Below are 13,348 nucleotides of genomic sequence, written 5' to 3' on the forward strand. Positions count from 1 at the left end.
GCTAGAGAGGTCGTTATGACCTCTCTGTCTAAGCACGCCATGCAACCCAATAACGTACGTTTGTGCCAAGGTTGTGAATTGCCTGTCGACATCGTCGACTTACCCCATGGCAAAAATGCACACTGCCCTCGTTGTGGTACACAATTATATCGCGGAGGTAGCCCTAGCCTCTCTGGTAATCTAGCCGTCGCGATAACCTGTATCCTACTATTTATTCCATCGCACTTTTTTAACTTTATTAGCATCCGACTCTTTGGTGTGATGATTCCGGCAACCCTGCCCTCAGGGATGATCACATTGATGGAAGAAGGATTTGTTCTTCTTTCATTGCTCATTCTATTTTGTAGCTCTCTAGCGCCACTGACGGTTTGTGTTTCAGTGGTAACGGCGCATATTTCTTTACATCAACGATGGTTCCGTGGGCTTCGTATCTCACTGTGGCTAATTCAACATTTGAAGCATTGGGTTATGTTGGATGTGTTCTTAGTTAGCATCGCCATTTCCTGTTTTAAACTCCAAGATTATTCCGACATTTTCGTCGGCCCAGGGTTAATTGGTCTGGTTCTTTTGCAGATATTTACCGTTTTGTTAGTTTCAAGAATCAGCGTGCGTCGTTATTGGGAAGCTTGGAAACCAGAAAGTTTATATGCTTTTGAGCATAAAGATGTGCATTGCCATGAATGCCACTTGTCCCAGCCTGAAGGTGACCATTGCCAGCGTTGTCATCACGAGTTATATCATCGCAAGCCAAACTCCATTCAGAAAACATGGGCTTACCTCATCGCAGCAACGGTCGCCATCTTCCCCGCTAACCTGATCCCTATTTCCATCTTGCTTACCAATGGTAAGCGTTTGGAGGACACTATTTTTTCAGGCGTGGCTGGTTTGGTAAAAAGCGGCATGTATGGAATCGCTGCGATCATTTTTGTTGCCAGTATCGTTGTCCCGGTGATTAAAATACTTGGGCTCGCCTACATCATGCTTTGCATCCAATTCAAACGTTCGGTGTTTAAGAGACAACGAATGATGGTTTACTTTGTTGTTAAATGGATCGGTAAATGGTCTGTGATGGATTTGTTTGTTATTTCTATCATGATGACGTTAGTCGATCGTGGTCAGATACTGGATTTCACACCAGGATATGGCGCGGTAGCATTTGGTGTTGTCGTTGTATTGACCATGCTTGCAGCAGAAAGTATTGATCCAAGGCTAATCTGGGACCAAACAAGCCCAAAACAATCAGAAAAAGAGTCAATGAATGAGTAATCAGAACAGTTCTCAAACGTCATACGTACCAGATGTAAAGCGGAGTAAAGGCATATCTCCTCTTTGGCTGTTGCCAATTTTGACCATGGTCTTAGCTGGCTGGCTTGTTGTGAAGTCGATACACGATGCAGGACAACGAGTGCAAATCTATTTTTCTGATGCCGCTGGTCTTGTCGCCGGCCGAACCACTATCCGTTACCAAGGATTAGAAGTCGGCATGGTAAGAGACATTAACCTCACCGAAGATCTCGGCAGTATTTATGTCGATGCTGATATCTATCCTGAAGCTGCAAAGTTACTGAACGATAAAACACGCTTTTGGTTAGTAAAACCAACAGCTAGCCTAACGGGAGTTTCCGGACTGGATGCGCTCGTCTCAGGTAACTACATCTCGATTCAACCCGGAGATGGTCAAGAGTTTGAGACAACATTCCATGCGTTAGACTCTGCCCCAACAGATTTACGCGTTTCTCAAGGTTTGAATATTAAGCTCAAAAGCCGTGATTTAGGTGGTGTATCGGTTGGCTCTCAAATTGTTTATAAGAAAATCCCAATCGGTGAAGTGTACAGTTACCAGCTAGATGAAGATGCAAAATCTATCACTATTCAAGCCAACATTCAGGATCAATACCGACATATCATTAACAACCGCAGTCGATTCTGGAACGTCAGTGGAATTGGTGCCAGCATCGGTTTTGAAGGTGTCGATGTAAGACTAGAAAGCATGAGTGCCTTACTAGGTGGCGCCATCGCCGTCGACTCTCCGGATGATGGTGAGCCTGTAGAAGAGAACACCGAGTTCCGTTTGTATAAAGATTTGAAAACTGCTGGTCGAGGCATCGCGGTTAAAATCGTCCTACCTGATGACAGCAAGATCAGCGGAGAAGGCGCTCCAATTATGTATCGCGGAATCGAAATTGGCCAAGTTACGGACTTGAGCCTTTCCGAAGGCCGAGAAGTGATATTGGCGTCAGCGGCAATTCAACCCGCTTTTAGTGACATGCTGACGACAGGTACTCGATTTGTCTTAGAAGAAGCAAAAGTGTCCCTTTCAGGTGTTGAAAACATTGCTAATTTAGTGCGAGGAAACTTCTTAACGATCGTGCCGGGCGCGGGTGAACGCTCTCGCCGCTTTACTGCCATTCGTAAAAACGTGTTTAACCAACAGCAAGAAAAGTCCATCGCGATTCGGTTGGTGTCCGACAATTCGTTTGGCCTAGATAGCGGTGCCAATGTACTTTATAAAGGCATCGTTGTTGGTTCTATCATCAAAGTGGGCCTAGTCAAGGAAGATAAAAAATCACAACACGAAGTATTTATGGATGTATTGATTGACCATGAATACAAACATCTGATCAAATCAAACAATCGTTTTTATGTAACCGGCAGTGCATCAGCAGAGTTAACTGAATCGGGGCTCAGCGTTACCGTTCCTCCAGCAAAGCAGTTGTTAACCGGGTCAATTAGTTTTGTGAGCGAAGGCAAGCAGGATATTCCAAAAGAGTATCAACTGTTCCAAAATGAATCATTGGCTGAATTGGCGCAGTACAATCAAAGTGGCTCTAGGGCTCTAACACTATTTGCTTCTGAATTGCCGCCGATTTCCAAAGGCAGCCCTCTACTCTATCGTAATCTTCCAGTTGGTAACGTCTCCGATTTCCAACTAGTTGATGGCGGAGTACTAATTAAGGCTACTATCGAAAACCGCTTCGCTTATCTTGTAACGCCACAAACCGTTTTTTGGAATCGTTCAGGGATTGAGATAGATGCATCATTAGCTGGCGTCAGTGTGAAAGCACACCCTTTGAAGTCGTTAATCGAAGGTGGCATCGCTTTTGACTCCGTGCCAGGCGTTGAAAACAAAATCGGAGAAAACTGGAAGCTGTATTCTGATCAAAAAACCGCTCGCAAGTTTGGGCGCGTCATTGCTTTAGAAACCGACGGTTCGCAAGAGATTGCTAAAGGAATGCCGATTGAATATCAAGGTGTTAAAGTTGGTGAAATCACTCTGGTTGTACCGAATTTTCGTCGTAACATGGTTGAAGTCACTGCAAGGATCCTACCTGAATACGTAGAAAACATTGCGGTTGAAGGCTCACATTTTTGGCTAACTGAACCAGAAATTGGTTTAGGTGGCGTTAAAAACCTCGGGGCGTTGGTGTCGAAATCCATCAGTGTTGAACCAGGTAAAGGTAAAGCTAAATTTGATTTTCAATTAGAAAATAGTTCAGAACGCGTGCATGGAATCATGTTTACGTTACAAAGTGAACAAAGAGGCTCAGTACAAGTCGGTACCCCTATTCTTTACCGCCAGATGGAAGTTGGCCAAGTGACCGACGTAAGCCTAGGAGAATTTGCTGATCGCATCGTCACGACTATCAAAATACAGCCTGAATACGCTTACCTCGTTCGTCAAAACAGTGTGTTCTGGAATGTTTCAGGAGTAGATGTTTCCATCGGGCTTACCGGCGCTAACATCAAAGCGGGAACCTTTGATAGTTTAGTTCGCGGAGGAATTGCGTTTTCAACGCCAGAGCAATCGACTATTCCACCAGCGGCAAAGAGTGGGCAATCTTTCTTTTTGTATCCACAAGCTGAAGAAGGTTGGACTCAATGGCGTACAGCGATTCCTAAGCCGTAGAATAAAGCTCAATTCACGTACAATTGAAGTTTGATCACTTTAAAAGAGCAGCAATCGCTGCTCTTTTTTAATGCTCGGCCCTTGTCACTATTCGTTTCTGCTTCGCTTTCGTATATTATTTGCCACAAATTCTGCAAACGAGATCCCACATTGCATCCTAATGTTTACATCCCAGACGCGTTTCTGGAAAAAATCCAAACGATCCTTCCTGCTCACCTCAACATGGAAGACTTTATCGCGTCTTGCCAAAAGCCACTGCGCAAAAGTATTCGAGTTAATACGTTGAAGATCAGCGTTGAAGCGTTTTTAGAACGAGCAGAAACAAAAGGCTGGAAGCTTTCTCCTGTGCCTTGGTGTGACTCGGGGTTTTGGATTGAAGCGGACGAGTCAGTTGTACCATTAGGCAACACAGCAGAGCACATGTCTGGCTTATTCTACATTCAAGAAGCCAGTTCGATGATGCCGGTATCTGCTCTGTTTATGAATGATGAATCTTACGATGCCGTGTTAGATACCGCAGCCGCTCCAGGCTCAAAAACCACTCAAATTGCAGCTTTAATGAACAACAAAGGTGTACTTGTGGCCAATGAATACGCCGCAAGTCGTGTAAAAGTACTGCACGCTAATGTGGAACGTTGTGGGGTACGTAACGCCGCACTAAGTAACTTCGATGGACGCGTTTTTGGCGGTTGGCTACCAGAACAATTTGATGCGGTTTTGCTCGACGCGCCTTGCTCTGGAGAAGGCACCGTTCGCAAAGACGAAGATGCGATGAAAAACTGGACGCAAGCTTCCGTACTCGACATCGCTGACACACAGAAAGATCTTATTGAAAGCGCCTTCCATGCATTAAAGCCCGGTGGTGTGATGGTTTACTCAACATGTACGCTCAGTACAGAAGAAAACCAACAAGTTTGTCATCACTTGAAAGAAACCTATGGGGATGCTGTAGAGTTTGAAAGCCTTGAGAACTTGTTTGAAAACGCAGATGCGGCTCTAACTGAAGAAGGCTTTTTGCATATTTTCCCGCAGGTCTACGACTGTGAAGGGTTCTTTGTTGCAAGAATTCGCAAACTGGCTGCTGTTGAGGCGCCAGAAGTCAAAAAGCGCATGGGGAAATTCCCCTTTGCTAAAACTTCAAAAAAAGAATCGACAGAAATTGCTCAACAACTCCAAAGCGCGTTAGGTATTAAACTTCCAAATGACAGTTCTGTATGGCTTCGCGATAAAGATGTCTGGTTATTCCCTAATGCTTTAGAAGCGATGATCGGCGAATTACGCTTCTCCCGTATGGGTATAAAGATCGCGGAAGCCCATAAAAATGGCTACCGTTGGCAACACCAAGTCGCGACTGCCCTGGCGACAGGTTCTGAAAGCAACGCCATTGAACTCAGTATTGAAGAAGCGCGCGAATGGTACATGGGGCGTGATGTTCGCCCACAAACCATTCCTGAGGGAATGAAAACAGGTAAAGGCGAAGTGCTTGTCACCTATCAAGGCGCAGTTATTGGCCTTGGCAAGTGGGTAAGCAACCGAATAAAGAATGGTCTCCCTCGCGAATTAGTACGAGATAAGAACTTATTTTAAAAGACGTAACGAACCATAAATAAATGAAAAGCCATCGTATTTGCGATGGCTTTTTAATTCGTAAGTATGAAAGCAACTGGGCTCACTAGCGATCCGGATACGCTGTACTAAACTAGTTGTATCAAAGTAATGCTTTGATGTGGCATTTCTCTCTATGTTCACCAACAAAATTATTGTTGGACAAGTTTAGCGCAGGCTCTGCGGAGCCGTTTCCCCTAGGCCCAAAAAAAGGAAAAGTTTGGGCCGTTTTTTTGGCTGCAGATCCGCTATACGTGAGTTTGGACTACGCTAGACGAATACCGTCTTTCTCAATGACAATTTTACCCTGCTTGTATAAGCCACCGATGGTCTTTTTATAAGTCCCTTTACTTGTGCGGAAAGCATCAAAAATCGCTTCAGGAGACGACTTGTCATTCAAAGGCAAAAATCCGCCTTTCTTCTCTAGCAGGTCAAGGATCTTACTAGAAAGATCGTCCATTTTCGCCACACCGACTTTTTGTAGAGCAAGGTCGATTTTGCCATCTTCACGAATGTGCTTAATAAAGCCTTTCAGCTTTTTACCGATGTAAAGCTTACCAAAAACATCCGATGGGAAAATCATGCCCCAATGCTTACCGTTAACGATAGCTTTATAACCAAGTTGACTACGCTCTGCGATGATCAAATCAACTTGCTCGTTAACTTCATAATTCGCTGGAGTTTTATCTAACCATTTATTGAACTTAGTCGTACCAACAATGCGACCTGACGCTTTGTCGGTATAAACATACACTAAAATGGTTTGTCCGGCAGAGAAGCGAGTGCGTTGCTCACTAAAAGGAATCAGTAAGTCCTTTTCTTTGATGCCCCAATTTACAAAAGCACCTGTCGCGTTCACACCCTCAATCTTCATTAAACCCCATTCACCCACTTGGGCAATTGGTCTTTCAATGGTCGCAGCAAGTTGGCTTTCTGAATCGAAGTACAGAAATACGTCTACATGCTCACCAATTTCAGTACCCTCTGGTACATACTTACTAGGTAGTAGAACAGAACCGTAATCATCGCCATCCAGAAATACGCCAAAATCAGCCTTTTTAATGACTTCTAAGCTGTTAATTTGACCAATTTTAATCATTGATTTTGTCTCTTTTTAAATTTACGTGGAATTATACCTAAACTAACAAGAAAATCAGAGAGAAAAGCATAGTGCTCTGTTATGCTGTTGTCGTTCAGCTATATGCCCCAGTCACTCTTTTAGCACTCTTATACTTACCTGCTCAACGGAACGCATAAGTTAAGAATGCTTTAGCAAAGTCAGGAGCTTTCTTTGGTCACCGTCGATAAACAAGACTCAATAACATTAAAAATCAGTCATGCACTCGCAAAGAGCAAAAGTGTCGACCTAGATATTTACTTTTTTATACCTGGTGAGCTTGGTTTAAACGCCGATATCATCAGTGAATCCGAATTTTATTACACCTCAATCACACAGCAACGATCTTATTACAGTACTGAAATCCTTCTTCCGCTAGTACACAGTCGACTTGCCAAACGTGGACGCCTGTCGAATCAGCAATACCGAGTAAGTTTGAGTTTGTTCGCTTACCAATACGTTATCGCACTAGACAAAGCGGTAGCAAGTTTAAACAAGCATGAGAACAACTCCGTAACGGAAGATGAAGTGGACGAAGTTATCGAGCTCACGCTTGAGATCTTAAAGCGCTTGCGGCGTTCTATTCCTTATGAAGAGAACTTAAAACGCTACTACGTTAACATCGATAACTATCTGTCTTGGTATACCGAGCAAAAGTTCCTGTCACTGGTGGCCCATCTACCACGTGAAGGCGACTATGGCACGATCAAAAAGCGTCTGATCACGCTATGTGAGAAAGAGCAAGCCCATCGTAAACTCAACAAATACAACTCATCAAGAGTCGTTGAAGACGTTACTCGCCTATCTAACAAAATGCGCTTGCTAAGGCGATTGATTGAACACCCTATCGTGCTTCGTGAAGAAACCATATCGATGGGTAACAACATTAAGCGCGCTATCAAAGGTATTGCAACCGGTTTGGTGATGGTTGTCGTGACCTCGACCGTGATTCTCGCTCGCGATTATCTGGGGGAAATTTCTGCCTCATTCATTATCGCGATGTCTTTTATTTACGCTTTACGAGAAATCTTTAAAGATGATTTACGCGATGCCATGTGGCGATGGATCCGTAAAGGCAAGCCAAAATGGCGTAAGAAGTATGTTGATCCAACGACGAAAAAAGTGGTTGGCAAAAAATTGGAGTGGCTCGATTATTGCACCTTAAGTAGCTTGCCGGATAAGATTCAAAGAATACGGAAAAAGCGCGTCGTGCAACGTGAAGAGCAGATTCTTCATTATCACGAGAAAACCGAAATGGCGACCTCTCTTTTCTTGAGTGGTTACGAACAAACGAGAGAAACATTGAACATCAGTTTGCGCCCTATCATCCGCTTGATGGATAAAAGCTCAAACCGAGTTTACCGTTTAAATGAAGGTCAAGTAACCAAAGAGTCAGTAGAGAAACGTCATTTGCTCAATGTGATTGTCAAAGAGGACAACCACACCGATGAGCCTGTTTATTACCGCTGGAAAGTGGTCTTAAATCGCTCCAAAATCGTCTCTATCGAGAAGATTGAACTCAATTAAGCCAACGCCTTTAAACAAACGAGCCACAAACCACTAGGCAGCCTCTTTTCTTTGTTGGGCTGCTTTTTTTATCGAAAGAGTAAGCGAGAATTCAGCCATTGGCTCGTCACCATGTAAGTTAGGACACAGCGCGACAATTTTTACGTCACGATTTACTCGTTCACCCGTTGCCAAGGTGTGCTCGAGCATCTCATCAATGACATGACCATCGTTACAAACAAAGTGCACATCGGCTTCCGGGCGCTTTAAAAACTCGGCTTTCACACCTTTAAATGCTAGCGAGATCGCTTCTCCCTTTTCTTGCGCTTTACTCATAGCAAGAAAACCACCAGCAACATCAGCGCCAACGGCTAAAGCGCCGAAATACATGCTATTCAGGTGGTTCTTCGTTCTTCTGCGCAATGGGATACGAACCTCAACATGCTTGCTATCTATCGCAATGATTTTAGGGTGGCAAAGCCAAATCAGCGGCACTTTCGAAAAGCCAAACAGATTTAGATACAAATTCGCACGACGTAGAGCTGATAACATTTTGGTCTCCTTACCAATCTAGTCAGACCAGTTAATCAACGAAAGAAATAGATGTCAAAGAAATGTTAACAAAAGCTCGATCTCACGAGTTATTTAACCCTCACAAAGTGACGGTGTCACCCATAAGGTATGAAGTTTATCGCAGTTACTTAGATTACCTTACAGCGAGATAGATAAAATGGTTATAAATTCAAATGTATATATATTGATTTAATGATCAAGTTTTGTCATTTATACATAAGTCATTTAAATGAATACCTACACCTTTGTATACAATTCGGTATTTCCTGGCGAAGATTCCCGTGAAACGGTTTATTCCTGCCTGTAATTCCGTTATCTTTACCCCTTCGCAATAGAGAATAAAGCTATAACATGCCTATAAAAACAGATGAATTGAGAACCCAGCCTTTGGGTCCAATGCCTACCCCAGCAGAGCTAGGTAGTGTACATCCTATTACGGATGACGTTGCAGACCGTATCGCTCAATCTCGTCGTCAGATTGAAAACATTTTATCGGGTGAAGACGATCGCCTTCTTGCGATTGTAGGTCCGTGTTCTGTTCACGACACTGAAGCTGCCATTGATTACGCCACTCGCCTGAGTGAAATCCAAGACAAGTACAAAGACGAACTGTTTATCGTGATGCGTACTTACTTTGAAAAGCCTCGTACAGTAGTTGGTTGGAAAGGTTTGATTACGGACCCTAACCTAGATGGTTCTTACGCACTTGAAGCTGGTCTTCATAAAGCTCGTAAACTACTACTGGATATCAACAAGCTTGGTCTTGCGACTGCTACTGAGTTTCTTGATATGATCACTGGCCAATACATCGCGGATTTGATCACTTGGGGCGCGATTGGTGCTCGCACAACAGAATCACAAATTCACCGTGAAATGGCGTCGGCACTATCTTGCCCAGTTGGTTTCAAAAATGGCACAAATGGCAACGTAAAAATTGCAATTGATGCAATTCGCGCATCGAAAGCATCGCATTACTTCTACTCGCCAGATAAGAACGGTCGAATGACGGTTTACCGCACAAGTGGTAACCCTTATGGTCATATTATTCTGCGCGGTGGAGAAAAAGGCCCTAACTTTGATGAAGCATCAGTCAAACAAGCATGTGATGCTTTAGCTGAGTTTGGATTGCCACAACGTTTGGTTGTGGATTTCAGCCATGCAAACTGTCAGAAGCAACACAGAAAACAAATCGACGTAGCTCAGGACATTTGTAACCAAATTAAGTCAGGCAGCACTCGTATTGCGGGTATCATGGCTGAAAGCTTTATTCTTGAAGGCAATCAGCCAATGACTGACATCAATAACCTAACGTATGGTCAGTCTATTACAGATCCATGCCTAGGTTGGGAAGACACTGCTACAATGCTAGATATGCTGGCAAGCGCTGTTAAGTCCCGAAAGTCCCTATAACAAAATAATCAAGGAATCTTCATGCCATCGTTTGATATTGTTTCTGAAATCGATACGGTTGAACTACGTAACGCCGTTGATAACGCTAACCGTGAATTGTCTACTCGTTTCGATTTCCGCAACGTAAATGCGAGCTTTGAGCTAGTAGAAGAAAACGTAAAAATGTCTGCGGAAGGTGACTTCCAACTTAAGCAAATGCGCGACATTTTACGCGGCCACTTAGCGAAGCGTAACATTGACGCGAACGCAATGGATGCACAAGACCCAGACGTTACTGGTAAAAACTGGCACCAAACTCTGCTTTTCCGCCAAGGTATTGATACTCCAACGGCGAAAAAAGTAGTGAAACTTATCAAAGACGCAAAGTTAAAAGTACAAGCCTCTATTCAAGGCGACAAAGTACGTGTTACTGGTAAGAAACGCGACGACCTGCAAGCGACAATGGCAGCGATTCGTGAAGCAGAGATGGGTATCCCATTCCAGTTTAACAACTTCCGTGATTAATCAATCTGAGAAGTAAATAAAAACGCCAGCGCATAATCCGCTGGCGTTTTTTATTGGCTTTAGTGTAACGAACTACGTATCCACTTTAGCATTTGGCATTGCTAGATAACTAAGTCCTGCCCTTGCAGCAATACGAATTCGCTCGTTCCTTGTGGTATGAACACGCAAATTCGAAGCTTTTCAGCTTTAGCCTTGGCCAGCATATCCGAAAGCTCAGCAGCGCTCGAGAAAGCTTCTCTTTCTGCATCTCTTCGTATTAGTTCTAACACATTCGCTTCACATCGAGTTGAGTACAGAGCCAGCTCCGCTTGTTGCATATAGCGTACGGCTTTTATTGGCAACATCTCAACATCTTTCCCAACATGAACCCAAGTACAACTTCCCTTTTCATCTAAAGGTGTTGCCATGGTCGCTTGGTAAATTGCTTCTAACTCTCGATTATCTCGTGCGTTTTCAACCTCGGGATTCGAGAAGAATTGCTCCCAAAACTTACGGCGTAAATCGACGCTAGGCAATGCCTCTTTAATTGAGTTTCGCTTTGAGTTAGCAAAATCCGCCATCAACCCCATGTTTTGTGGCAGTATCGATTCAAGTTTTTCACGGATGTTTCGAATTAAAACTGGCGAAGCTCCACCACTAGAGATAGCGATTTGGATGCGGCCACGATTAATCATAGACGGCGTGATGAAATCACAATAAGGCTTATCATCCACAACGTTAACCAAGATGCCTAGCTCTTTGGCATCTTTGTACACTTGGTGATTTAGCTCAGGATTGTCTGTCGTCGCCCACACTTGAACAAAGCTTTTAGTGACAATGTCACTCGAATAGAAACGTTGTACCCAGCGCAGTTGATGCTCAGAAGCAAGCTTAGACAGAAAATCAACCAACGTCGGAGAAACGATAGTCACATCCGCCCCAGCCTTTAGCAACGCTTCCACCTTTCGGCTTGCCACCTCACCGCCACCCACGACGAGAACGGGTTTATTAATTAAATCTAAGAACAGAGGAAAATATCGCATTTCAATCCATGATTACTCTAATTAGCTGTTGTAGACCATGCTACCAAAAATGGGGCAAGCTCATCACCCTGTTTCGGTATCACAAATAATTTTTGTTTGAATTTTTACTAAACTTCACCTTGCTCAGCTAATGACAGTTTTAATAACAACTTTTTATTCTTTTGTATTGTTCACTCTTCTATTGATTGTTCTGATGCACCAAATTGTCCATGAATTGCACTATTTACAAACAATTAACATTTCGTCATTCTAAATCTCAAGGCACTTTGTAAGTTCTCTCAAAACTTCATTTAAATTATATATTTGAGAATTAACAGATCCTTTCCTACGCTTATAACTGGTTGATCTATCGAATGCCGTTTCTTCGAAAATCAATCACGTAGGACGATAACTCTAACGAATTGGACACGTTATTTCAGGTCACTCCTGATTAAACATGGATCATACAGGAAGGATACAAATGGCAAATAAACTCACAGTTCTTGCTTCCGTCGTAGCGGCTTCTACTGCGATGATGGCAACATCAGCTCAAGCAGCAGACACTACTCTGGACAAAGTCACAAAACAAGGCTTTCTTACTTGTGGCGTAAGTACCGGTCTACCTGGTTTCTCTAACCCTAACTCAAAAGGCGAATGGGAAGGTATCGACGTAGAATATTGCCAAGCACTGGCTGCAGCCGTTCTTGGGGATAAAACGAAAGTTAAATATGTACCCCTAACCGCAAAAGAACGTTTCACTGCGCTTCAATCTGGTGAGATTGATGTGCTTTCCCGTAACACGACCTGGACTCTCCACCGTGACACTGCACTGGGCCTAAACTTCGTAGGTGTGAACTACTACGACGGTCAAGGCTTTATGGTGAAGAAGGAACTTGGTATATCAAGTGCTAAAGAGCTTGATGGTGCGTCGGTATGTGTTCAATCAGGTACAACAACCGAGCTAAACCTTGCAGATTATTTCCGCAACCAAGGCATGGCGTACAAACCAGTGGTATTCGACACAGCTGCGCAAACTTCGAAAGGTTTTGATGCGGGACGCTGTGACGTATTAACAACTGACCAATCTGGCCTTTATGCACTGCGTTTGAATTTGAAAGATCCGTCCTCTGCGGCCGTTCTTCCAGAAATCATCTCTAAAGAGCCACTAGGTCCAGTCGTTCGTCAAGGCGATGATCAATGGTTTAACATCGCTAAGTGGACATTGTCTGCGATGATTAACGCTGAAGAATACGGTATTAGTTCGAAGAATGCGGATGAAATGCTGAAGTCAACAGATCCAAACATCAAACGTATCCTCGGTGTTGATGGCCCTAAAGGCAAAGGTTTGGGTATTCGTGACGATTGGGGCTACCAAGTTATCAAACAAGTTGGTAATTATGGTGAAAGCTTCGAACGTACAGTCGGTACTGGTTCGCCGTTAGAAATCTCTCGTGGCGTTAATGCGCTATGGAATGCAGGCGGCTTTATGTACGCGCCACCAATCCGATAGAAAGAGTTAATCAGGGCGGTTCATGCCGCCCTTTTTCTTGATTATATCTCACTGTATGAGTAAGGATCGCTCATTGGATGGCGAAAAGCGCTCGCTTTGTGGAACGGCTTTAAAGGTTCGTAAGCCACTAGACATGAGAGCGTTATTCTTTAGCCAGCAAGGACGAAACTTCGTTATACAGGCCGATATCTATAACTAAGGTTTGAGGTTATCGC

Annotated in this window: 10 protein-coding genes; 7 read left to right on the forward strand and 3 right to left on the reverse strand. The window is 43.7% G+C overall.

Annotated elements, in window-relative coordinates:
- Nucleotides 1–15: 15 nt before the first annotated feature.
- From R7D93_RS15390 to rsmF, 3 genes are all read left to right on the forward strand, one after another.
- The gene (locus R7D93_RS15390; RefSeq protein ID WP_005377429.1) at nucleotides 16–1,266 is read left to right on the forward strand and encodes a paraquat-inducible protein A; all 1,251 of its coding nucleotides are present in this window, start codon (nucleotides 16–18) and stop codon (nucleotides 1,264–1,266) included.
- Nucleotides 1,259–3,907, forward strand: a complete 2,649-nt coding sequence (locus R7D93_RS15395; RefSeq protein ID WP_213868712.1) for an MlaD family protein — start codon at nucleotides 1,259–1,261, stop codon at nucleotides 3,905–3,907. Before R7D93_RS15390 ends, R7D93_RS15395 begins: the two co-directional genes overlap by 8 nt.
- A gap of 150 nt (nucleotides 3,908–4,057) precedes the next feature.
- Nucleotides 4,058–5,494 (forward strand): 16S rRNA (cytosine(1407)-C(5))-methyltransferase RsmF, encoded by a 1,437-nt coding sequence (gene rsmF / locus R7D93_RS15400; RefSeq protein ID WP_064353943.1) that lies wholly within the window; start codon nucleotides 4,058–4,060, stop codon nucleotides 5,492–5,494.
- Between the two features lie 283 nt (nucleotides 5,495–5,777).
- On the opposite strand, the gene R7D93_RS15405 is transcribed toward rsmF, so the two are convergent.
- A complete protein-coding gene (locus R7D93_RS15405) occupies nucleotides 5,778–6,611 on the reverse strand; it encodes a S1 RNA-binding domain-containing protein (protein WP_017633794.1) in 834 nt (277 codons plus the stop codon).
- A gap of 192 nt (nucleotides 6,612–6,803) precedes the next feature.
- Here R7D93_RS15405 and R7D93_RS15410 point away from each other — a divergent pair, with 192 nt between their 5' ends.
- Complete coding sequence (locus tag R7D93_RS15410; protein WP_213868710.1) at nucleotides 6,804–8,156, forward strand: hypothetical protein; 1,353 nt, start codon at nucleotides 6,804–6,806, stop codon at nucleotides 8,154–8,156.
- 33 nt (nucleotides 8,157–8,189) lie between these two features.
- Here R7D93_RS15410 and R7D93_RS15415 read toward each other — a convergent pair whose 3' ends face one another.
- Nucleotides 8,190–8,687 (reverse strand): DUF4442 domain-containing protein, encoded by a 498-nt coding sequence (locus R7D93_RS15415; RefSeq protein ID WP_005377418.1) that lies wholly within the window; start codon nucleotides 8,685–8,687, stop codon nucleotides 8,190–8,192.
- Nucleotides 8,688–9,059: 372 nt separating this feature from the next.
- Between R7D93_RS15415 and R7D93_RS15420 the strand changes: the two genes are divergently transcribed.
- Together R7D93_RS15420 and R7D93_RS15425 are read left to right on the forward strand one after the other, a co-directional pair.
- A complete protein-coding gene (locus R7D93_RS15420; RefSeq protein WP_005390197.1) occupies nucleotides 9,060–10,118 on the forward strand; it encodes a 3-deoxy-7-phosphoheptulonate synthase in 1,059 nt (352 codons plus the stop codon).
- 21 nt (nucleotides 10,119–10,139) lie between these two features.
- Nucleotides 10,140–10,622 (forward strand): YajQ family cyclic di-GMP-binding protein, encoded by a 483-nt coding sequence (locus R7D93_RS15425; protein ID WP_005377415.1) that lies wholly within the window; start codon nucleotides 10,140–10,142, stop codon nucleotides 10,620–10,622.
- A 101-nt stretch (nucleotides 10,623–10,723) separates the two neighbouring features.
- Here R7D93_RS15425 and R7D93_RS15430 read toward each other — a convergent pair whose 3' ends face one another.
- The gene (locus R7D93_RS15430) at nucleotides 10,724–11,644 is read right to left on the reverse strand and encodes a bifunctional precorrin-2 dehydrogenase/sirohydrochlorin ferrochelatase (protein WP_005390199.1); all 921 of its coding nucleotides are present in this window, start codon (nucleotides 11,642–11,644) and stop codon (nucleotides 10,724–10,726) included.
- Between the two features lie 460 nt (nucleotides 11,645–12,104).
- Here R7D93_RS15430 and R7D93_RS15435 point away from each other — a divergent pair, with 460 nt between their 5' ends.
- On the forward strand, nucleotides 12,105–13,133 hold the full coding sequence (locus tag R7D93_RS15435) for an amino acid ABC transporter substrate-binding protein (RefSeq protein ID WP_005377403.1): 1,029 nt from the start codon (nucleotides 12,105–12,107) through the stop codon (nucleotides 13,131–13,133).
- Nucleotides 13,134–13,348 lie beyond the last annotated feature (215 nt).

It is taken from the genome of Vibrio sp. YT-15, from assembly GCF_033337445.1.
Taxonomy (GTDB): domain Bacteria; phylum Pseudomonadota; class Gammaproteobacteria; order Enterobacterales; family Vibrionaceae; genus Vibrio; species Vibrio alginolyticus.

What these genes read in the sequence shown, in the direction of transcription:
- R7D93_RS15435 (WP_005377403.1), top strand. Translation starts at nt 12,105, where the DNA reads ATGGCAAATAAACTCACAGTTCTTGCTTCCGTCGTAGCGGCTTCTACT.
- R7D93_RS15390 (WP_005377429.1), top strand. Translation starts at nt 16, where the DNA reads ATGACCTCTCTGTCTAAGCACGCCATGCAACCCAATAACGTACGTTTG.
- R7D93_RS15395 (WP_213868712.1), top strand. Translation starts at nt 1,259, where the DNA reads ATGAGTAATCAGAACAGTTCTCAAACGTCATACGTACCAGATGTAAAG.
- R7D93_RS15430 (WP_005390199.1), bottom strand. Translation starts at nt 11,644, where the DNA reads ATGCGATATTTTCCTCTGTTCTTAGATTTAATTAATAAACCCGTTCTC.
- R7D93_RS15420 (WP_005390197.1), top strand. Translation starts at nt 9,060, where the DNA reads ATGCCTATAAAAACAGATGAATTGAGAACCCAGCCTTTGGGTCCAATG.
- R7D93_RS15415 (WP_005377418.1), bottom strand. Translation starts at nt 8,687, where the DNA reads ATGTTATCAGCTCTACGTCGTGCGAATTTGTATCTAAATCTGTTTGGC.
- R7D93_RS15425 (WP_005377415.1), top strand. Translation starts at nt 10,140, where the DNA reads ATGCCATCGTTTGATATTGTTTCTGAAATCGATACGGTTGAACTACGT.
- R7D93_RS15405 (WP_017633794.1), bottom strand. Translation starts at nt 6,611, where the DNA reads ATGATTAAAATTGGTCAAATTAACAGCTTAGAAGTCATTAAAAAGGCT.